Consider the following 21,420-nt stretch of genomic DNA (forward strand, 5'->3'; position numbering starts at 1 on the left):
AAGAGGAATAACTTATTTATAGTAAATTTAAACTTAAATCATTATCACTCTTTAAATAATCAATAATATCCAGCAAAACCATTTCATTTTCAAGACGATTAGATTTATTTCTCATTTTATCTAAAATTGTTTCATAATTATCTCTAATAACATTGGCAATATTATTTTTTACTTCTTTATCATAGTTATTCTTACTAAAAAAACTTTTCATTTTTCTATTAAAATCAGATATAAAATATTCGTCCCCTGCTGTTTTTTCTTCTGATTTAATAATATCATTGGACTCTAATAATCCTGAATCAAGCATACTATCCACAAATTCTTTTACGCCCTCACTATTTTTCAATTTATTTTCCAAAAGATTTAATATTGATTTTATAAAACCATCATTATTATAATTTCCAACATTACACGTTTTTGCTTTATCAATAAAAATTTTAGTTATATTTATAATTAGATTTTTCTCCATTTCCATCGAGTAAATATCATGTATTGTATTAACTAAATACATTATTGAATTACTCATTTTATGGGATATTTTTCCATCAAGCTCTTTACAAGCATAATCTATTGCAGTGTCAATACATTGCCTATAATTAAAGTTAATATAATTTAACATACTAGAGCATTCTGAATTATGTATATTCAATTGTTCAAATTGTTCTTTTTCGTGATTATTAATCACATCTAAAGAGATACTCATTATAGTAATGAAGTCTTCTTTCGTTTTGGATTTTTCATAAAGATATTTTTGTATTATTTTTTTAGCTATATCATAAGAATCATTTTTCACTGCTATATTTAAACTTAAAAAAAATGATTCCAATGTCTCTTTCTTAAAACTAACAAAGTCAGATTTTATTAGTCTACACTTATTAATTTTTATTTGCCCATCTCTGTCAAAAAGAGTGGATAAATTATTTATTTTAGCATATTGTCTTTTATCTAACAAAAAAGTCAAGTCAGTCTTTAAATTAAATATTTTCTTTATAAAAAAAGAAAACTTAGATAAAAAAGTTTTACTCTTCCCTCCTACATAAAAGCTATTGAAGTTATTTAAAACACTATTAATTTCATTTTTTATTTTATGATTTTCTTTTTTATTTATATCGATATCTTTTATTAAATTAGTTTGAAAATGAGTATTGTTTACTTTCATGATGACTCCTTATCTCATAGTAAAACAATCCATTATTTATCTACATTTTAATACAAAAAAAGGCCCTTGTTACTAAGGGCCTTTTATAGAAAACAACCTAAATATAATTAGAAATTAATTTTCAGTGTTGCATTAATACCACTTGAGCTTACATCACTATTATATTGACCTTGGTAAGAAAGCCCGAAAGTTGTTGATTTGCTTAATTGCGCATCAACACCTAGACCAACACCAAATAGATTATCCAGTTTGCCACCACGTAAAGTTGCATCACCGGAATTAGATAAGAAAAGACGTGATTCAGGGCGGTTATCACCAAATAGATGACTTGCAGAGATATCGCCTTTTAATGCCATATTAACGCTACCAGCCATAAATGGATATCCACCACGTAAACCGATAGTACCTACTTGAATATCTTGTGAATCAGTCTTAGTGATAAATTTCATATTACCGACATTTTCATTGATATCATCAGTTGATACACGTAACCAACTGAATCCTGCATATGGCTCAATAGAGTACTGATTCGTATTAAATTGAGTATAAGCACCTTCTAAGAAAATTTGAGTAATTTTTGCATCATAACTTGTAGAGTTATAACCTGCATTTTGTCCTACCCAAAGTGTTCTTTTAGCATCTCTATCTTGGTTAGTATGTGTAAAACCATAGTTTAATGAAGCCACATCAAATAAATTAGACACACCATAAGCACCAATATGGATATCGTTGCTATCTATTTTTCCGTGTTCATTCCCTTTATATTTGGTTGAACCCGCACCGAAGAAGAGGCCTGCTTTGGTATTTTCGGTCACATCTATTTCTGCGCCTAATAAACCGACATAGAAATCAACATCCATATTACTATGACCATAATCGATGTTGCCCCATTGCCCAATACCCGTCATCCAAATACGTGCATTACTATTATCCAATTTAGCATAACGGCCTTGTCCAATACCCATTGCTTGATCTTTCACTGTGCGTGTTAAACCTAACACATTCACTACACTTGCACTGTTAGCATTAAGGTACATATCACTGCCCAATGATCCATAAGTCTTATTCAGATCTCTTTCATTCATTGGTAATACAGCATTGAATAAATCGCCACGACCTGTGCTATCTAAAGTATTAGCAATAGAACGGCCATTTTCATTATTCGCAAATGTGGCTAAAGAGGTATTTTCTTTCTTACTTAATGTACCTGTAATTGTGTTGTCTTTTACAGAAACATTTTTATCAAATAATGCATAATCACTGTCTGGATTGTTATTCGCTAACATTTTAGTTTTATTACGATTATCAACTAAATTGTCTGCATTAACGGTACCTGTTGCGACAGTATTATTAAGGTAGATATCTTTTAATTGACCTTCACTATCAGCACCAATATCTAAACTTGCCCCTTTATTTAAGGCCATATCTCCGACATTAACATCATGCCCCACAGTCACTAAGTACGTGCCTTTATCGTTGATATTAATATTAGCTTTGTGGCTTTCGTTTGATGCTAGTTGGCCTTGTTGTGTAAAAGTATCGTTGTAACGATCGATCACACTTAATTTGCCGCCATTAACGTTAACCGCTTCAGTGCCAAACGATTCAGTAAAGCCATATAAAGTACCTTGTTCGACTGTTGTACCGCCACGATAAGTATTATCGCCAGTCATAACCAATGTGCCTTCGCCTTTCTTAACTAAAGCCCCATCATACAAACCAGCGTTAATTTTAGCTTGAATAGCATCAGCACGTTTTTGGTAATACTCTTTACGCCATTTTTCAGCATCTTCTTTGCTAACAATATGGGAAGTTGGATCAGGGTTACCATCGTTAATAACAAAATCAGTACCTAGATTGTAATCACCACCAGCTGCAATGCCTTTATCTGTATATTCCTTCAACCATGCGAGATCTTCTTGTTCACGTAGATCTAACGCAGTTTGTGAAATATCATTTGTCCAAACATCAAGTGGAGTCATGCTTAAGTTATATTCAAATTTACCTAAGAACTGACCCGGACCATACATCCCTTTATCTAAATCCGGCGTACCCCAACCATAACGCACATCAGGCGTTCCTTCGGCTGCCGTCCAGCTATCATATAAAGAACCATCTGGATTACGGTGATTGGCTGTTGTAAACATCACATCACGTATTTGCATCGCATTCATCGACTCGTAACGTGACATCAGTACACCCATGGCACCTGTAACGTGAGGAGCAGCCATTGATGTACCACTAAAGGTATTCCAACCTGCATTTCCCTCTTCATCAACAACTGACGAATAAATGTTACGACCTGGCGCAACAACCGTCCACCATTTCGCATTGCCCGCTTCATTGAAGATTTTTTCTAATTCATAACCTGATTTGTCCGCATTCTGTTTCAGACCCGCAACCGCAATCCAATGTTTTTCTGCTTCAGGATTAAAGTAAGGATAAAGGGGGCGATAATAAGGCTGAGCAAAGTCACGGTTACCAGTTGTAAATACTTGTACAACGTTAGTGCCTTTTACTGCGTCATAAGCCGCATCAACAAAGGAAGGTTTATCGCCATAGACTTTTTTAAAGTAGAAATATTCATATTCAGTTTGCGCAGTGGTATCTACTGGCATATGAACAGTTGTATTACCACCATCAGGGCCTAGTGTTTTATCTTCGTTAATAATACGAGGGTTGGTTCCCCAGCTATTATTAATTACCTGAGCCCCTGCATCGACCATGGCTTTCCAGCCAGTGTAGAAATAGGTGTAATCTTGATATGGCCCGTAGTTATTGCTATCTGTTGCGCCTGTATTTCCTAAATAAACATCAGCTCCCCACGCTACTCCATGCATACCATTGCCATCACGGCTTGCGCCTACGGTGCCTGTAACATGTGTTCCGTGTGTATCATTCACTCCTTTGATCCAACCTCCATCAACATCAAAGGCCTGATCTTTTTCATAATGTCCCCCCATTTCCTGAGGGTAACGCATACCAGTTGAACCATATTGGCCTTTGGCTTTCACAGCATGAAACCGAGTATCATTCAATTCTGGATGTGATAATAATGCACCAGAGTCCATTACACCGATTTTGGCACCTTGCCCATGGAACCCAAGTGCATAAGCACTAGAGGCATTCATGGCCGCCAAACCCCAGTCTTTTTGATATTCTTGGCTTTCCCAACTTTTTGTATCACCTAATTGTCCAGCTTCTGAATATGCAACGGAATATCCAGAAAAAAGTAACGCGGATGCAACAAGGGAGAGTTGGAATATATTTTTATTTATTCTATTATTTTTATTCATTTTGTGATGGTGACTTAAAGCTATTTCTTTGTTCATTCTGTACCTTCAGTTATATTTAAATTAATAACATTTATTAAGGATCAAAAATAAAAGACGCAAAGATTCTCTTGTTTCTAGAGAAATAATTACTTGAAGGGCATCTCAAAAATATGATTTCATGCCAGAAAAATAGATAGATTGACTAGGTAATCACAAATTAATAGATAGATTAAACAGATTTAGATCGCAATCCATTATATTACAAAAAATTAAAACCAACTTTAATCAACATTGTCTCTATTAATATCAATATTTAAATCAATTTAATAAAGAGAGTGTAGATAAAAAAACAATTACTCTAAATTAATTAACAAATTAAAAATGAGAATATTATTCTCTATTTAACTTTAGTCGAAAAAATATAATCTGCATTATTTAGATATAAAAAAAAACAGTATTTTTATTTTAAAAATACTGTTTTTATTTTAATTTAGCACTATGACTAAGCTATTATTCTACAGGCGTGATTTCCATTTGTCCTACCATTCCTTTATCTGCATTTTCTAGTAACTGGCTGTAATACAAGAAAGGAAAGTGGGAATAAGAAGGTTGTTTTAGCTCCACTAATAACTCACTCTGACTTTCGATCCAAACCGTATCTTTCCAACCAAAATCCGCAGGTGAAGGTTTTTGCCCATTATGATTAATGACTTTAAAACGAGCGCCTTCAATATGGAATGATTGAGGCGTTGGTACAGTGACAAGCCAACGTTCCCAGCCATTTTGTTTACCCACCAAATCAATTCTTGAAAGCTCCCAACGAGCATTATTGATACCTGGAGGACTGTTATGAAGTTGAATGGTTCTAGGTTGAATCGAGGTGGTAATTTGAGTGTCATCCAGCGCTAATTGCTGTGGCGCTTTATCAGTAACTAATGACATTAATCCTGTCGGTCTAATCGTCAATATATTGGCATTACGTAATAAATCGGAAGGCTCAAAGATACCACGAAGTCTGTCCATAAATCCGGCACTTTGCCCTGCTGTAATGATGACTTCACCACCTTCAGACATATCAACAAGTATTTCACGTCGTTCACCTGGTGCCATTGGTACAGATTTCAATTCAACTGGAGAAGTTAATAAACCTTGATCTGAGGCGATAAGGTAAAGCGATCGACCATCATTTGCAGTTAATTCATAACGGCGAGCATTAGATGCATTAACTAAACGTAACCGAATCCACCCTCTAGAAACTTCGATATAAGGATCTTCACGCCCATTCACGAGCAATGTATCACCATAAAAACCGTCACTTGCAGCTTCTTTGTCGTATTGTGGTGTGCCAAAATTATCAATTCGTTTATCTTGAATTATCAGCGGAAAATCATTTACACCATACTCTTTGGGTAAAGGTAGGGATCGACTCTCTTCATCTTCCACAATCCACATTCCCACCAGCCCGTTATAAACATGAGGCGCCATTTTAAAGGGAGTATTGGCGTGATACCAACACGTTGCTGCTTTTTGGCGAATGGGTAATACCGGCGACCAATACGCGCCTGGTGACATTAATCTAGCAGCCCCCCCGACTTGTGTACCAGGAACTAATAAACCACTTACGGTCATAGATACAGCTTCACTAAGACGGTTACTATAAATAAGTTTTATATCATCGCCACTTCTAACTTTGATTGTCGGTCCCGGTGTTGAGCCATTGATCCCCCAAGCTTCCACTTTTTGCGTACCATTAAATGCCCAATGCACATTTTGCAAAGTCAAAAACAGAGGCTGGCCACGACGAGATTCCAACAATGGCGGTATAGGTAATTGTTTATCATTGACTGATCCAGCACGAACAGAAGAAGATATTGAGCCCAGACATACCGCTAAGCCTGAAGCCTGAATAAACTGGCGACGACTAAATGACATACTTTCTCCGCAACAAAATACAAATATTCCTACCGCATAATCAAAAACATTGGACAGGAAAAAAAGCTGCTGTGATTTAAAGACAAAAGGACTTAAATGAAATTACGGGAGCATAATAGCGCGGATGTGACATAAATCCTAAAAATAGTTGATAACTATACTTTAAATAATTCGAGATGTAGTTAGGCGATAAGTAAGATACATACAAACATATACTTTAAATCATTCAAGATGCAGCTAGACGACAACGCTACAACTTGAAGTATGACGAGTATAAGCCTGAAAATCAGGCTTATATCTCATATAGATAATGTGTAGACGTTAATTTAATTTGCCAGGAAAATCACGCTTATTCATCTCTTCAACTTCTTTATCTAGCTCTTCAATTTTCGCTTTCATAATTTGGCGGCAATCTTCGGCTAATTCCCGAACTTGATCTTTGGTGTATTTTGAAACATCAATCGGAGGCAACATTTCAACAATCACGTAGCCATTATTCCAGCGATTGAGTTTAATTTTACCTTGTGTTGTCGACACGCAAACCGGAATAATAGGCACTCCAGCTTGAATTGCAGCATGAAACGCTCCTGTCTTAAACGGTAAAAGTCCACGACCACGACTACGCGTTCCTTCAGGGAACATCCACACTGAAATTTTCTTCGATTTAATTTGATCGGCAACTTGTGAAATTGTGCCATGTGCTTTAGAGCGGTTTGCTCTATCAATCAAAATATTACCCGTGATCCAATATAATTGACCAAAAAAAGGAATAAAGATTAAGCTTTTTTTGCCCACAGTCACTGTATTAGGTTGTACTGCATTCGACATTGTTACCATATCAAAATTATTTTGATGGTTTCCAATATAAATACTTGGGCCATAGCTTTTTGCATCTTTTGGAAAACGTTCAACAAGTTTAATCCCAAAAATACGAGATAACTTGCCAAATGCTCGTCCATAAGTCATTACATGTTTTGGATTTCTTGGTGAAAACATGCAATAAATCATTCCAAACGTCACCACAATAATGGTGTAAAGAATGACAATAATGCCTCGAATAATGGCTAACATAAGTTTTAGCGTCCTAAATAGAAGTGGGTCAATAGACCCACTAAATATCAATTAAGTATTAAGTTTAATTTGTTTCAATATCAATATGATCGATAACTTGAGCACCACGAGGTAATGAAGTTCCTCGGCGTCCACGTTTTGCTTTAAAGCTAACTAACTCATTCATCGACATTGTCAGTTTACGCTTGCCAAAATGCAGTGTTACTGAAGCATTTTCTGGTAATACACGTAACCAAGCGACATTATCCTCACCACTTGCAGCTTGTGAAGCTGGAATAGAAACCATCTGGTTTCCTTTTCCTTTTACCATCGTTGGCAATTCTGCCGCTTCAAAAATCAGCATTCTACCGCCTTTAGTAATGATCATGATGAGATCAGTTAACTCATTATTCAAACGTTGTGGCGGTAAAGGTAATGCATTTTCAGGTAATGTTAGTAATGATTTTCCTGCTTTATTTTTAGAAGTTAAATCATCAACTTGGCAGATGAAACCATAACCAGCATCAGATGCCATTAAGATCTTATCGGTGCTTTCGCCCATAACAACATGGCGTAACTGGGCACCTTTCTGAATTTTTAATCGTTCAGTCAGTGCATCGCCTTTGCTACGACCAGAAGGCAAGGCATCAACATCAACGGTATAGCTTTGACCTGTGGTATCTATTAAGTGTACAGGCTGGTTACTCATTCCTTCAATAGCAGCGAAATAATCATCGCCTGCTTTAAAACCAACAGATTGAGCATCAATATTATGGCCTTTCTGGCAACGAATGAGTCCTTTTTCCGACATAATGACCGTAACAGCTTCAGGATGTAGATGTTTTAATGGAATAGGTTCATCACCTGCATTACCACTAAAATAGCTAATCTCTTCGGCTTTAAGCACTTCGTGCTGACCATCTACAGTAAAGATTAATGCCTCATTTTTAGGGGCAAACAGCATTTGTTCAATGACATCACCTTGCTCTTTACCTAACGCAACTAAGCGAGTTCCACGTCCTTTTTTGTTCATTTCATTCAGTTGTTCTGCTGAAATGGCTAGAATGCGTGTTTTATCCGTGATGATAATAAACCAATACTGATCATTCTTTTTCTGTGGATCAACTAAGAAAGGCTCTAGTAACTCTGTTCCTTCTGAAACTGTCAGTAACCCTTTACCCGTTTTATTTTTTGTTTCCATCTCATCATAAGAGAGAACAGAACCATAACCTTCTTTTGTTGCCAGCAAATATTCTTGCCCAGCACTGCCTGCTAACATGTATTTCACGCTGGCTTCAGGTGGGAAAGTTAATTTTCCTGTTAGTGGTTCACCCTGACTTCGCCCAGAAGGCATATCATTCGGGCTTAGTGTGTAGCTTCGACCAGTAGAATCAAGGAACAAAACAGGTTGATTACTCATGCCTCGGACTGCACTGTGATAACTATCCCCGGCGCGGTAACTCATACCGCTAGGATCAATATCATGTCCTTTTGCATTACGTACCCAACCCATTTCAGACAGCACAATGGTCACAGGCTCTGATGGCAACATATCTTGTTCATTAACCACTTTCGCCTCTTCTTGAGGGCGAATAGGGGAACGTCTGTCATCACCAAATTCTTTCGCGTCTGCTTCAATCTCTTTTTTCAGTAGCGTATTTAAACGGCGTGGTGAACTTAATAATTTTTCAATACTGTCACGTTCTTTTTCAAGCTCATCACTTTCACCTTTTAGTTTCATCTCTTCAAGTTTGGCTAAATGACGTAAACGTAACTCTAAAATAGCTTCAGCTTGAATATCAGATAACTCAAAGCGGCGCATTAATTCTGCTTTTGGCTCATCTTCATGACGAATGATCTCAATCACTTCATCAATATTAAGATAAGCAATTAATAAACCTTTGAGAATTTCTAAGCGACGCAACACTTTTTCTAAGCGATGATTTAGACGATTTGTGACTGTTTGGCGACGATACACCAGCCATTCATTTAAAATCGTCAGTAATCCTTTTACTGCTGGGCGGTTATCTAACCCAATCATATTCAGGTTAACGCGATAACTTTTCTCTAAATCGGTATTTACAAACAAGTAGTACATCACTTGCTCTAAATCAACACGATTACTACGAGGAACAATCACAAGTCTCGTTGGATTCTCGTGATCGGATTCATCACGTAAGTCTTCAACTAAAGGCAGTTTTTTTGCTCGCATCAAGGCTGCAATTTGCTCAAGTACTTTGGCGCCAGAAACTTGATGAGGTAACGCTGTGATAACTGCGCATCCCTCTTCTTTTTGCCAAACAGCTCGCATTCTGACCGAACCGCGACCCGTTTTATAGATTTTTTTAATATCGTCTTGAGCCGTAATAATTTCAGCTTCAGTTGGATAATCAGGGCCTTGAACATATTGCATCACGTCAGATAATCCCGCATCAGGATTATCTAAAAGCATCACTAAGGCTTGTCCAATTTCACGTGCATTATGCGGTGGAATATCCGTTGCCATCCCAACAGCAATACCTGTTGTGCCATTAAGCACGATATTAGGTAAGCGAGCAGGCAACATTTTCGGCTCTTGCATCGTGCCGTCAAAGTTAGGTATCCAATCTACCGTACCATGTCCTAATTCACTTAATAGTGTTTGTGAATATTTTGAAAGGCGAGATTCGGTATAACGCATTGCAGCGAAAGATTTCGGATCATCCGGCGCCCCCCAGTTACCCTGTCCGTCAATTAACGGATAACGATAAGAGAAAGGCTGAGCCATAAGAACCATGGCTTCATAACATGCACCATCACCATGTGGGTGATATTTACCTAGCACGTCACCAACAGTACGAGCTGATTTTTTAAATTTGGCGCTATTGCTTAAACCTAGCTCTGACATCGCATAAACAATACGACGTTGCACAGGTTTTAGCCCATCTCCAATAAAAGGCAATGCACGATCCATAATGACGTACATGGAATAGTTGAGATAGGCATTTTCTGTAAATAAGTGGAGCGGTTGACGCTCTACACCATCATGAGTCAATTCACTCATTCGATATTTTCCTCAGACTCTTGTGGTATCCATTACACTTCGATGTCAACTTCATCGCCTTTCTCTTGTAACCAATTTCGGCGATCTTCAGAGCGTTTTTTCGCTAACAACATATCCATCATGCCTAAGGTTTCTTGATAATTTTCTTCATCAATCACCAATTGCACTAAACGGCGCGTATTAGGATCAAGTGTTGTCTCACGCAATTGAAGCGGGTTCATCTCACCCAATCCTTTAAAACGCTGTACGTTAGGCTTCCCTTTTTTACGACTTAAACGTTGTAAAATGGCATTTTTTTCTGATTCATCAAGGGCATAATGGACTTCTTTACCTAAATCAATACGGTAAAGTGGTGGCATCGCCATATAAACGTGCCCTTGCTTAACAAGAGCAGGAAAATGACGCACAAATAACGCACATAATAAAGTTGCAATATGTAAGCCATCAGAGTCCGCATCTGCAAGAATACAAACTTTACCGTAACGTAATTGGCTTAAATCATCACTATCAGGATCCATGCCAATTGCCACAGAGATATCATGTACCTCTTGCGAAGCAAGCACTTCATCAGAAGAGACTTCCCATGTATTTAGAATTTTACCGCGCAGTGGCATAATCGCTTGATACTCACGATCACGCGCTTGTTTCGCTGAGCCTCCAGCAGAGTCCCCTTCGACTAAAAACAGTTCGGTATACCGTAAATCTTGAGAAGTACAATCAGCCAATTTTCCTGGTAGTGCCGGTCCAGAAGTAAGTTTTTTTCTCACTACTTTTTTTGCGGCTCGCATACGACGCTGAGCACTACTAATAGCCATCTCAGCGAGTAATTCACCAACTTGAACATTCTGATTTAACCATAAGCTAAAGGCATTTTTTACAGCACTTGCAACAAACGCACTGGTTTGTCTTGAGGAGAGTCGCTCTTTAGTCTGCCCTGCAAATTGAGGATCTTGCATTTTGACTGATAATACATAAGCGCAACGCTCCCATGTATCATCAGCAGTTAATTTAATGCCTCTTGGGAGTAAATTACGGAATTCACAGAATTCACGCATTGCATCTAACACACCTTGGCGTAAACCATTAACGTGTGTTCCCCCCTGAACAGTCGGGATTAAGTTAACATAACTTTCAGTAAGTAAATCGCCACCTTCTGGTAGCCATAACATAGACCATTCAACCGCTTCGTTATCCCCTTCAAACTTTCCAGTAAAAGGCTCTTCAGGAAGGCGAATAAATTCAGCGACAGCTTCACTTAAATAATCGGTTAAGCCATCAGCGTAGCACCAGTTTTCTTGTGTGTTATTCACTTTATCAACAAAAGAGACATTAACACCGGGACACAATACGGCTTTCGCTTTTAATACGTGAGACAAGCTTTTGGCGGAAAAGCGAGGAACATCAAAATAAGAGCCATCAGGCCAAAAATGCACACTTGTTCCAGTATCTCGCTTTGCACAAGTTCCAATTTCGTGTAACTCTTCGACTTTGTCGCCATTTTCAAAGGCGATTTGATAAATCTTACCATCACGACGAACGGTCACTTCAATACGCTTAGAAAGTGCGTTAACAACCGAGATCCCTACACCATGTAGCCCACCGGAAAATTGATAGTTTTTATTAGAGAATTTTCCTCCGGCGTGGAGGTGAGCAAGAATTAACTCGATAGCAGAGACCTTAAGTTCAGGATGAATATCGACAGGCATTCCTCGCCCATTGTCGATAACTTCGATAGATTGGTCTTCATATAAAATGACATCGACCTTCGATGCGTGTCCCGCAAGCGCCTCGTCCACGCTATTATCTATCACTTCCTGTGCCAAATGGTTCGGTCTAGTCGTATCAGTGTACATGCCAGGACGGCGACGTACTGGTTCTAGACCATTAAGAACCTCAATATCCTTTGCGTTATAACTTGATTGAGTCATTGTTTTAATCTGCGGTTCGCTGTTAGAAAATACTGTTTATAATAACAGGTGTTTGCGGCAATATGATATTAATTTTCGGGTAGATACATCAACCTACGTTTTACAGGTTAATTAACCGAAAGGCTAAATTATCTTTAAAAATTGAATAATTTTCGGAAAAAAACGTTCAAAACCCACAAATGCGTGATTTCCATCCGATTCTACGGTTTGCCTACACGCGCCAAGATATGAGACAGCTTGACGATAATCAAGTATTTCATCTCCAGTTTGTTGAAGCAACCAAATAAGTTCGGGTGATGTAATTACGGGAATACGTAAGGCAAGTAACTCATCCATATGATGGGGTTCTAATTTATACTTTTGATGTGTATAGGGATTTTCGTTTTCACCCAAGAAATTTTGTAAGAGATCAAAAGGACGAATAGCGGGATTAACAACAACAGCAGGTAAATTAAAACGCTGAGATAACCAGATCGATAAATAGCCACCTAATGATGAGCCAATTAATCCAAGCTTATCATTTGCACTTTCTTTGACTATTGTTTCAATTAATTGAGCCGCTTCTTTAGGATAAGGTGGCAATTGAGGCACTATTAATTCAATTTCAGGATGCGTTGCTTCTAACCATTGCCGAAAAGCTTGGGCTTTAGCGGATTTTGGTGAGCTATTAAAGCCATGTAAGTAAAGAATACGAGACATGACTTAATAGCCATCCGCATCAAGATCAGGACAGAACTCAGTGCCTGATAAACGATATACCTGTGTTTCAACTTTACCTTTTTCATCCGATGAAAGAGACATTTCTAAATAGCGCCAACCAGGAGAAACCGTATCTAAGGTAAAATTTGTGCAATGAGGGCGAAACTGAATACAAGTCGAAGGCGTTGCCAACATACGAATACCATTCCACATTTCATCCATTTCTTGATGAATATGACCACAAAGCATCATTTTCACCTGAGTATGGCCTTTTAAGCGCTCAGCTAATTCTTGAGAGTTTCTTAAACTATGTTGATCTAACCATGTACATCCAGAAGGCATAGGATGATGATGTAACAAAATGATCGTATCTCTGTGTTTTTGGCTTTCAAGGCAACGTGTTAGCCAATCTAGCTGACAATCTGATAACTCACCATGAGGAACGCCTTGAATTTGGCTATCTAATAACAGCATTTGCCAACTATCACCAATCAACACTTGTTTTGCCGACAAAATACCTGCCTGATTTAAAGCATCAATCATCGCAGGTTGATAGTCATGATTACCAGGCAACCAAACACAAGGTGGTGTTAGTGTTGCAATGCCATCAGCGAAATGCTGATAAGCTTCAAAGGTTTGATCTTGAACTAAATCACCTGTCGCAACAATCAAGTCCACCTCAAGCCCCTGCTCTCTAATTGCATTTAATACCGCATGGTAGCTACGATAGGTATTAATACCCAGCAGAGTATCCTCCACATTAGCGAAGAGGTGGGTGTCTGTGATTTGTAATATTCTTACGGTGTTTTTGTGTTTCACCGATAATTCAAGCTGGCTTTCCAAAAGGTTTCCTTGTTTCACTCTCATTAGCCGTTATGTTAACGTATTTTCGTAGTAAAGATCTGCCAACCAATACACATTTCAAAAGATTAGTGAGAAATATTCTCGCTTTCAGTCACGTTTTTTTCACTTCATTTTACAATTTAATTCATTTGATATCGTATACTTAGAGATAGTTACTCTACTTGATAATATCGTTAAAAACACCCTTTAACCGTTTATTAATGCATTAAATTACTGACCAACGCTCTCTTAGTGCAATATGATGAAGTTGTAACCATTGCAGAGCAATAACAGATGCTGCATTATCAATAACGCCTTCTTCAACCCAACGATAGGCTTGTTCTCGGTTCACTACATGAACACGAATATCTTCGTTCTCACACGCTAACCCATGAATACCTTTTGCTGTTGTTGCATCAACTTCGCCAACATAGACATGCATTCTTTCACTGGTGCCACCAGGACTAGAAAGATAACTAATAATTGGCTCACATCGCCCAACAATAACACCCGCTTCTTCTTGGGCTTCACGCCTAACAACGTCTTCTGGGCTTTCACCTTGTTCGACCATACCGGCAATCACTTCTAGCAACCAAGGTGTCTCACTGGTTTCATACGCAGGAATACGAATTTGCTCAATTAATACGACTTCATCACGTTTAGGATCATAAGCTAACAAAACCCCCGCATTGCCTCGCTCAAAGACTTCACGTTTAACTTCTTCACTCCATCCACCTTCAAAAAGGCGATGTTTAAAGCGGTACTCAGTCATACGGAAAAAGCCTTTATATAAATCTCTTTGAGAGAGCAATTTCACGTCTTCACGACCGTATAAAAATGGTATATTTTCCCTTTTCTTCATACAATGTTCCTTAAGTTACATTTAAGAGTCTTTTTATTGCTTACGTTTAATACAGATTTAAAGAAATTTGCCAACAATTCATGTAAAGTTAATCTAAAATAAAAGGATATGGCACAAATGGCTACCCCTACTTAGGGAAACAATCTGCTAGAATTATCCCCAATCAAGATTAACAGAGGCAACTCAGCGAAACTGTTGCAACAAGGAATTAAAATGAAAAAACTGCTCTCTCTTTTGGTCACGATGAGTTTGGCAGGATTCAGCACTGCAAGTCAGGCTGAGGATCTGCTTCAAGTTTATCAAAAAGCAAAGGACAGTAACCCTGAGTTACGCAAGTCATTAGCTGAAAGAAATCAAGCTTTTGAAAAAATTAATGAAGCTCGTGGCTCATTATTACCACAATTAGGATTAGGCGCATCCGCAGATTATAAAAGCGGCTACCGTGACGCAAGAGATACCGAATCCAATTCTATTGGTGCAAGTTTAACGCTAACTCAAAGTGTGTTTAACATGGCATTATGGCGCCAATTAAACATTCAAGAAAAAACAGCGGGCATGAGTGATGTCACTTACCAAACAAGTCAGCAAAAGCTGATTTTAGACACTGCTACCGCTTACTTTGATGTTTTACGTGCTATTGATTCGTTATCATTTATTGAAGCGCAAAAAGAACAAGTTTACCGCCAGTTAGATCAAACAACTCAACGTTTTAACGTAGGTTTAGTCGCAATTACTGACGTACAAAATGCGCGTGCTAATTATGATAGCGTACTGGCACAAGAAGTAGCGGGTCGAAATCAATTAGATAACGCATTAGAGAAACTGCGCCAAGTTAGTGGTATCTATTATATTAATCTAGCATCACTGAACATCAGCCGTTTTTCAACAACTTCACCAGATTCTATTGAGAAACTGTTAAAAGATGCCGAAGAACGTAACTTAAGTTTATTGAGCGCACGTTTAGGTCAAGATTTAGCTCGCGAAAATATTCGTTTAGCGCAATCAGGTCACTTACCAACTGTAGACTTAAATGCATCAACTGGCGTATCAAATAGCCATAATCATGGTAGTGCATTACCACCAGCAGATGTTAGTAGCCGTAATAGTTACAGTGGTCAAAATAGCATTGGTTTGTCTGTTAGCATCCCTCTGTATACTGGTGGCAGAACAAGCTCACAAGTTGAACAAGCACAATATGGCTTTACAAGTGCAAGCGAACAATTAGAGTCGGTTTATCGCTCTATTGTCCAAATCGCGCGCTCTTCTTATAACAATATTTCTGCATCAATCAGTAGCATCAAAGCGTATCAACAAGTTGTTGTTTCTGCACAAAGTTCATTAGATGCAACTGAAGCGGGTTATCAAGTGGGTACTCGTACTATTGTTGATGTGTTGAATGCCACAACAACACTTTATGATGCAAAACAGAAATTATCTAACGCACGTTATGACTATTTAATTAACCAATTAAATATTGAATACGCGCGCGGTACATTAAACGAGAATGACTTAATTCAGCTTAATAATGCACTAGGGGAAGAAGTTTCAACTTCACCAGATAACATTATTCGCCCGTTAACAAGCCCTACTCTTAACGTTGCGCCTTAATCGTGAATTAAGAAATTAATTAGTTTCTTATAATAAAAAACCGCTTTCAGCAATAAACTGATAAGCGGTTTTTTTTATGCTTTCTCTTCACATAAGATATTGTGTTATGGATTAAATTAAGATCTCAACAATATCTATATTCTTGTATTAACAAATACCTTAATCACAATTAGGTTAAAAAGAGAGGATTTACCTAATTTCATTACTCTTAACCTTATAAAGATCACAAATTTCTGGTTATCCTTGATGATTAGGTGTTTCTTATTTATTTTCTAGACTATTTAACCTATCCTAGCTTTTATTTTGAACGTTTTACCTTTTATGGATCTTACCAATATGCCAATGAAACGTACCAAATCGATTAATCGTGATGCTTTTCGTAAAGCATTCCGTCCTTATCGTCTGGCGCCGGTTGCAATCGCCATCACTGCTGTATTTGCGCTTTCAGGATGTGAAGAGAGCGACGAGACAGTTTCACTGTATATGAACGCACAAGAATGTGCTCAAGCGAATCCGTCACAAGCGGCACAGTGTGAAGACTCCTATCGCACTGCATTGCAAGAAGCACAGCGTACAGCACCTAAATACGCCACATTAGAAGACTGCGTAGCTGAATTCGGTGATGCTCAATGTACTCAAACTGCGTCTATTGACGGACAGCCTGTTAGTACTGAAAATGCCAATAATTTAAACCCAGACAGCTCACAAATGGCACAAGCTAACTCAGGTGGTAGCTTCTTTATGCCATTAATGGCGGGCTATATGATGGGTCGTCTTATGGGGGGTGGGGCACCAGCACAACCACTGTTTAGCTCCCGTAATCCAACAAGCCCTGCAAACGGTAAATTTGTGGATGCGACAGGCCGTAACTATGGTCCTGCGGTTGGCGGTCGTCAAATGAACGTGCCAAAAACAGCAATGACACCAAAACCATCAACAACTTCAACAGTAACACGCGGTGGCTTTGGTAATACGGTTTCAAGACAAGCAGCAGCTCAACGTACCAGTGCAACAAATAATAACCGTAGCTCAACTGGTTCATCTTCTTATCGTTCAGGTGGTTAATTAAAACCATGAAACGTGAAAATATCATTGAACGCCCGGATTGGCGTGAAAAAGCAACGGAATTTGGCTTTAACTTTCATACAATGTATGGCGAGCCTTATTGGTCTGAAGATGCTTATTATCAATTCTCAATGGAAGAGGTTGAAACGTTAGAAGAAACGACGGAAGAGTTGCATCAGATGTGCCTACAAGTCGCTGATAAAGTGGCTAATAGTGAAGAATTACTGACTCGCTTTCAAATCCCGCGTCACTGCTGGGATTTTGTACGTGATTCATGGAAATCATCTCAACCTTCACTCTATTCACGTCTTGATTTAGCGTATGACGGTAAAAGTCCAGCAAAACTGTTAGAAAATAATGCAGATACTCCAACTTCTCTGTATGAATCTGCTTTTTTCCAATGGATCTGGCTTGAAGATCAAGTTAATGCAGGTCGTTTACCGCAAAATGCCGATCAATTTAACAGCATTCAAGAGAAATTAATTGATCGATTCGCAGAGCTTCGTGATCAATACGGAATGCGTTATCTTCATATGTCTTGTTGCCAAGATACTGAAGAAGATCGTGGTACAGTTCAATATCTACAAGATTGTGCTGAAGAAGCCCAAGTAACGACTGATTTTGTCTTTATTGAAGATCTGGGTCTAGGCGAACGTGGTGAGTTAACTGATCTGCAAGATCAGATAATCAGCAATATGTTTAAGCTTTACCCTTGGGAATTTATGTTCCGCGAAGACTTCTCAACTAAACTGGCTGATGCAGGTATTCGTTGGTTAGAACCTTCTTGGAAGAGCATTATTTCAAATAAAGCATTGCTACCAATGCTTTGGGAGATGTTCCCTAATCACCCAAATCTGCTACCAGCTTATTTTTATGATGGTAAAGCGCCTGATTCATTATCGCGTTATGTTATCAAGCCACTGTTTTCACGCGAAGGTGCAAATATTCGTATTGTTGAAAACGGCAAGGATATTGCTGTCGCAGATGGCCCTTACGGTGAAGAAGGCTTTATTGTTCAAGATTTCCATCCACTGCCAAAATTTGGTGATAGTTATACATTAATTGGTAGCTGGCTGGTTAACGATCAATCCGCAGGTATTTGCATTAGAGAAGATAGAGAGCTTATCACGCAAGATCTCTCACGCTTCTATCCACATATTATTTTAGATTGATAGCAATCTTAAAATTATATTGAGCACCTTATTGCTTGTTAGCGGTAAGGTGTTTTTTTATTCAAAATAGCTTTCTATTTTGATGATTTCAATATAAGACTATATTCCAGAGATGATCATATCCATAGCAGACACTATTGCTATATGGATCTCAGGCCTAACACACACAATATAAACAAAATGTTAAATATATTAATTATATCTATATAGAAAATTGAAAAGGTTAATAACGAGGGAAATATAATGAGTCGATACATTATATTTAATTTAAAAAAAGCCAAATTCCATAAAATGAATTTGGCTTTTTATTTATATCAATAGGTTTTATTGGATGGTTTTATCCAATTTGAAACGTCATCATGCTTAGTGATTTATTCACAATATCATTATTCAGCACTGTTGCCTTTTCACCCGTTTGTTTTAAACCTAATAGATACAAAACAGGCAAAAAATGATCGGGAGTGGGATGTGACAATCTCCCTTCTTCTGTTGATAAAATCGTAAATAACGCTTCTGGTACCTTATCACTTTGTAAACTATTTTCGACTGTCTCATTAAAAGCCAATGCCCAAGGATAAGGTGTCGCATCGCTATTTTGCCAGTCCATCATTCTTAAATTATGAACGATATTACCGCTACCAATAATTAAGACGCCTTCTTTACGTAATTCAACCAGCTTTTGCCCCAATTCATAATGCCATTGCGCTGATTGGTGTGCATCAATACTTAATTGAACAACAGGAATATTCGCGTTGGGATACATTTTTTCGAGTATCCCCCAACTTCCATGATCTAATCCCCATTGATCCATATCGAGTTTTAATTTAATCGGATCAATAAGATCTTCAATCAGCGCAGCTAAACCTATCGAACCTCGCGCTGGATATTCTATTGCATATAATTCTGCAGGAAATCCATAAAAATCATGAATTGTCTTTGGCTGCGACATTGCCGTTACATAAGTTCCATCGGTATACCAATGGGCAGAAATCACTAAAATCGCTTTAGGTTGAGGAAGTGTTTCCCCTAATTTTGACCAGAGGCGAGTATATGTATTGTCTTCTAATACATTCATTGGGCTACCATGCCCAATAAACAGCGCTGGCATCATTTTTGTGTCCATAATCACCTCTTATGGCTTGTGGTCTTATGGCGTTAGCATAGCGCCTTCTTACTTGAAATATAGTCAAAGAAGTATGAAATAGTTATTCAAAAAATATGAAAAAAGCCACCTAAGTTTCCTTAAGTGGCTTGAATAAGTGTGTGTGTGTTTTCAGTGTCGGTTATAACATGTTAATTTCAGCCAGCTTTTTTCTCCTCACGAAGACGATAAGCCACTAAATCTTCAATAGTTAACACAGGCATATTGTGCTTTTTAGCAAAAGTAATCACTTCAGGTGCTCTTGCCATTGTGCCATCGTCATTGGTTAATTCGCATAACACTGCAACTGGTTTAAAACCAGCTAATGTTGCTAAATCAATTGACGCTTCTGTGTGTCCTCCACGAGTCAATACACCACCAGGTTGGCCTCGTAATGGGAATACATGGCCTGGGCGATTTAAATCACTTGGTTTTGCATTGTCAGCAGCAGCTGCACGTACTGTGGTTAAACGATCAGATGCTGAAACACCTGTTGTTACACCTTGTGCCGCTTCAATCGTTACTGTAAATGCTGTATGGAAATGACTAGTGTTATTTTCCACCATCATAGGCAAATCAAGTTGCTGGCGGCGTTCTTCTGTAATGCATAAACACACAATGCCACTACCATGACGAATAGACATCGCCATTTGTTCTGTGGTCATCGTTTCTGCTGCGAAAACCATATCGCCTTCATTTTCGCGGTTCTCGTCGTCGAGCACCATCACGCCTTTACCAGCACGAAGGGCTTCAAGAGCAAGTTCAACACGCTCAAATGGATTACCGAATTCGGAAAGTAGCGTCTGATTCATGGTAAAAAAACCTCAATAATTAATGAAAGTTACCAGAACCAGGGCAGTCTTAGGAGTGGATCTCTGCTTAATAAAAAACATAAGCAGAAACAACAGGAATGGATACAATGATCCTACTGATGCTATTTTATTCTCTCCCATCCAGACTTTAACTGTCGGCTCCAGAATCACACTGGATCTGCTGACCTTTGCATTACAATGGCAACACAAAGCGCTCGCGGGCTTTACTTGGAGCTTCAAGTATCTACCGCCGGTGGGGACTTTCACCCCGCCCTGAGATTAACGAAGAAACTATACGCTTTAAAATTATAAGAGGCAATCATCAATCCGTGACAATACTTGTTTAATCACATAATCACTTTATGACATACGGTTATTTAACGATTTATAATAAAAAAGTAACAATAATCCTGATATCTAGTTTTATTCCCTCAGCCCTCATATTACACTTAGCCTCAGCTTTCTATTTTATTTGTGAGGACTTCCCATGTTGGACCCGAAAAAACTTGAACAAGTCGCGCGCCAAATCCAAAACGTTCTGCCACAAGGCATCAAAGATTTTGGTGATGATATTGATAAAAAAATCCGCACTGTTCTGCAATCTCAATTAAACAAGTTGGATTTAGTTAATCGCGAAGAGTTTGATGTACAGACTCAAGTCTTATTACGCACTCGTGAAAAACTAACACGCTTAGAACACCGTTTAAATGAGCTAGAAGCTGGTCTGATTGCAAAACCTCAAGCTGAAGTTATCCAAGTTGAAGACGTTGAAATTACAGTAGAAACTCAAGCAGAAAATAAAGCTTAATCCATTTACTTTATTAGTTATTC

Annotated in this window: 15 protein-coding genes, 1 pseudogene and 1 riboswitch; of the genes and pseudogenes, 4 read left to right on the plus strand and 12 right to left on the minus strand. The window is 38.2% G+C overall.

The window, feature by feature from the left end; all coding sequences use genetic code 11:
* Positions 1-16: 16 nt before the first annotated feature.
* The 10 genes and pseudogenes from DK866_RS12120 to nudF form a co-directional block, all read right to left on the minus strand.
* The gene (locus tag DK866_RS12120) at positions 17-1,159 is read right to left on the minus strand and encodes a hypothetical protein (RefSeq protein WP_109409106.1); all 1,143 of its coding nucleotides are present in this window, start codon (positions 1,157-1,159) and stop codon (positions 17-19) included.
* Positions 1,160-1,266: 107 nt separating this feature from the next.
* A complete protein-coding gene (gene pta / locus DK866_RS12125) occupies positions 1,267-4,491 on the minus strand; it encodes an autotransporter Pta (RefSeq protein ID WP_109409107.1) in 3,225 nt (1,074 codons plus the stop codon).
* Between the two features lie 453 nt (positions 4,492-4,944).
* Positions 4,945-6,366, minus strand: a complete 1,422-nt coding sequence (ftsP, locus tag DK866_RS12130; protein WP_109409108.1) for a cell division protein FtsP — start codon at positions 6,364-6,366, stop codon at positions 4,945-4,947.
* Positions 6,367-6,687: 321 nt separating this feature from the next.
* Complete coding sequence (locus DK866_RS12135; RefSeq protein WP_109409109.1) at positions 6,688-7,437, minus strand: 1-acylglycerol-3-phosphate O-acyltransferase; 750 nt, start codon at positions 7,435-7,437, stop codon at positions 6,688-6,690.
* Between the two features lie 64 nt (positions 7,438-7,501).
* Positions 7,502-8,227, minus strand: coding sequence for a DNA gyrase C-terminal beta-propeller domain-containing protein (locus DK866_RS20335; RefSeq protein ID WP_409076895.1), 726 nt, complete (start codon positions 8,225-8,227; stop codon positions 7,502-7,504).
* A gap of 105 nt (positions 8,228-8,332) precedes the next feature.
* Positions 8,333-10,459, minus strand: a pseudogene (gene parC, locus DK866_RS12140) (DNA topoisomerase IV subunit A); the annotation flags it as partial.
* Between the two features lie 32 nt (positions 10,460-10,491).
* On the minus strand, positions 10,492-12,387 hold the full coding sequence (parE, locus tag DK866_RS12145) for a DNA topoisomerase IV subunit B (RefSeq protein ID WP_109409111.1): 1,896 nt from the start codon (positions 12,385-12,387) through the stop codon (positions 10,492-10,494).
* A gap of 123 nt (positions 12,388-12,510) precedes the next feature.
* Positions 12,511-13,086 carry an esterase YqiA gene (yqiA, locus tag DK866_RS12150; protein WP_109409112.1) on the minus strand — a complete coding sequence of 192 codons (576 nt, stop codon included), beginning with the start codon at positions 13,084-13,086 and terminating at the stop codon, positions 12,511-12,513.
* 3 nt (positions 13,087-13,089) lie between these two features.
* Positions 13,090-13,929 (minus strand): 3',5'-cyclic-AMP phosphodiesterase, encoded by an 840-nt coding sequence (gene cpdA, locus DK866_RS12155; RefSeq protein ID WP_072070055.1) that lies wholly within the window; start codon positions 13,927-13,929, stop codon positions 13,090-13,092.
* Positions 13,930-14,155: 226 nt separating this feature from the next.
* Entirely contained in the window at positions 14,156-14,791 is a 636-nt protein-coding gene (gene nudF / locus DK866_RS12160) for an ADP-ribose diphosphatase (protein ID WP_109409113.1), read from the minus strand.
* Between the two features lie 213 nt (positions 14,792-15,004).
* On the opposite strand from nudF, the gene tolC reads away from it, so the two are divergent.
* The 3 genes from tolC (at position 15,005) to DK866_RS12175 (ending at position 18,636) form a co-directional block, all read left to right on the plus strand.
* Positions 15,005-16,399: an outer membrane channel protein TolC gene (gene tolC, locus DK866_RS12165; RefSeq protein ID WP_109409114.1), complete on the plus strand. Its 1,395-nt coding sequence runs from the start codon at positions 15,005-15,007 to the stop codon at positions 16,397-16,399.
* Between the two features lie 336 nt (positions 16,400-16,735).
* Complete coding sequence (locus DK866_RS12170) at positions 16,736-17,464, plus strand: DUF1190 family protein (RefSeq protein ID WP_109409115.1); 729 nt, start codon at positions 16,736-16,738, stop codon at positions 17,462-17,464.
* Positions 17,465-17,472: 8 nt separating this feature from the next.
* Entirely contained in the window at positions 17,473-18,636 is a 1,164-nt protein-coding gene (locus DK866_RS12175; protein WP_075672907.1) for a glutathionylspermidine synthase family protein, read from the plus strand.
* A gap of 337 nt (positions 18,637-18,973) precedes the next feature.
* On the opposite strand, the gene ygiD is transcribed toward DK866_RS12175, so the two are convergent.
* Both ygiD and ribB read right to left on the minus strand, forming a co-directional pair.
* Positions 18,974-19,759, minus strand: coding sequence for a 4,5-DOPA dioxygenase extradiol (gene ygiD, locus DK866_RS12180; RefSeq protein ID WP_109409116.1), 786 nt, complete (start codon positions 19,757-19,759; stop codon positions 18,974-18,976).
* Between the two features lie 176 nt (positions 19,760-19,935).
* Entirely contained in the window at positions 19,936-20,589 is a 654-nt protein-coding gene (gene ribB, locus DK866_RS12185; protein WP_072070063.1) for a 3,4-dihydroxy-2-butanone-4-phosphate synthase, read from the minus strand.
* A gap of 125 nt (positions 20,590-20,714) precedes the next feature.
* Positions 20,715-20,874: riboswitch (FMN riboswitch) on the minus strand.
* A 202-nt stretch (positions 20,875-21,076) separates the two neighbouring features.
* Between ribB and ubiK the strand changes: the two genes are divergently transcribed.
* Positions 21,077-21,397, plus strand: a complete 321-nt coding sequence (gene ubiK / locus DK866_RS12190; protein ID WP_109409117.1) for a ubiquinone biosynthesis accessory factor UbiK — start codon at positions 21,077-21,079, stop codon at positions 21,395-21,397.
* Positions 21,398-21,420: the final 23 nt, after the last annotated feature.

It is taken from the genome of Proteus genomosp. 4 str. ATCC 51469 (assembly GCF_003144375.1).
GTDB lineage: Bacteria > Pseudomonadota > Gammaproteobacteria > Enterobacterales > Enterobacteriaceae > Proteus.

Bases quoted from the DNA above. Each gene is read 5' to 3' on its own strand.
- DK866_RS12120 (WP_109409106.1), bottom strand. From the start codon at position 1,159: ATGAAAGTAAACAATACTCATTTTCAAACTAATTTAATAAAAGATATC.
- pta (WP_109409107.1), bottom strand. From the start codon at position 4,491: ATGAACAAAGAAATAGCTTTAAGTCACCATCACAAAATGAATAAAAAT.
- ftsP (WP_109409108.1), bottom strand. From the start codon at position 6,366: ATGTCATTTAGTCGTCGCCAGTTTATTCAGGCTTCAGGCTTAGCGGTA.
- DK866_RS12135 (WP_109409109.1), bottom strand. From the start codon at position 7,437: ATGTTAGCCATTATTCGAGGCATTATTGTCATTCTTTACACCATTATT.
- DK866_RS20335 (WP_409076895.1), bottom strand. From the start codon at position 8,227: ATGTCGGAAAAAGGACTCATTCGTTGCCAGAAAGGCCATAATATTGAT.
- parE (WP_109409111.1), bottom strand. From the start codon at position 12,387: ATGACTCAATCAAGTTATAACGCAAAGGATATTGAGGTTCTTAATGGT.
- yqiA (WP_109409112.1), bottom strand. From the start codon at position 13,086: ATGTCTCGTATTCTTTACTTACATGGCTTTAATAGCTCACCAAAATCC.
- nudF (WP_109409113.1), bottom strand. From the start codon at position 14,791: ATGAAGAAAAGGGAAAATATACCATTTTTATACGGTCGTGAAGACGTG.
- tolC (WP_109409114.1), top strand. From the start codon at position 15,005: ATGAAAAAACTGCTCTCTCTTTTGGTCACGATGAGTTTGGCAGGATTC.
- DK866_RS12170 (WP_109409115.1), top strand. From the start codon at position 16,736: ATGCCAATGAAACGTACCAAATCGATTAATCGTGATGCTTTTCGTAAA.
- DK866_RS12175 (WP_075672907.1), top strand. From the start codon at position 17,473: ATGAAACGTGAAAATATCATTGAACGCCCGGATTGGCGTGAAAAAGCA.
- ygiD (WP_109409116.1), bottom strand. From the start codon at position 19,759: ATGGACACAAAAATGATGCCAGCGCTGTTTATTGGGCATGGTAGCCCA.
- ribB (WP_072070063.1), bottom strand. From the start codon at position 20,589: ATGAATCAGACGCTACTTTCCGAATTCGGTAATCCATTTGAGCGTGTT.
- ubiK (WP_109409117.1), top strand. From the start codon at position 21,077: ATGTTGGACCCGAAAAAACTTGAACAAGTCGCGCGCCAAATCCAAAAC.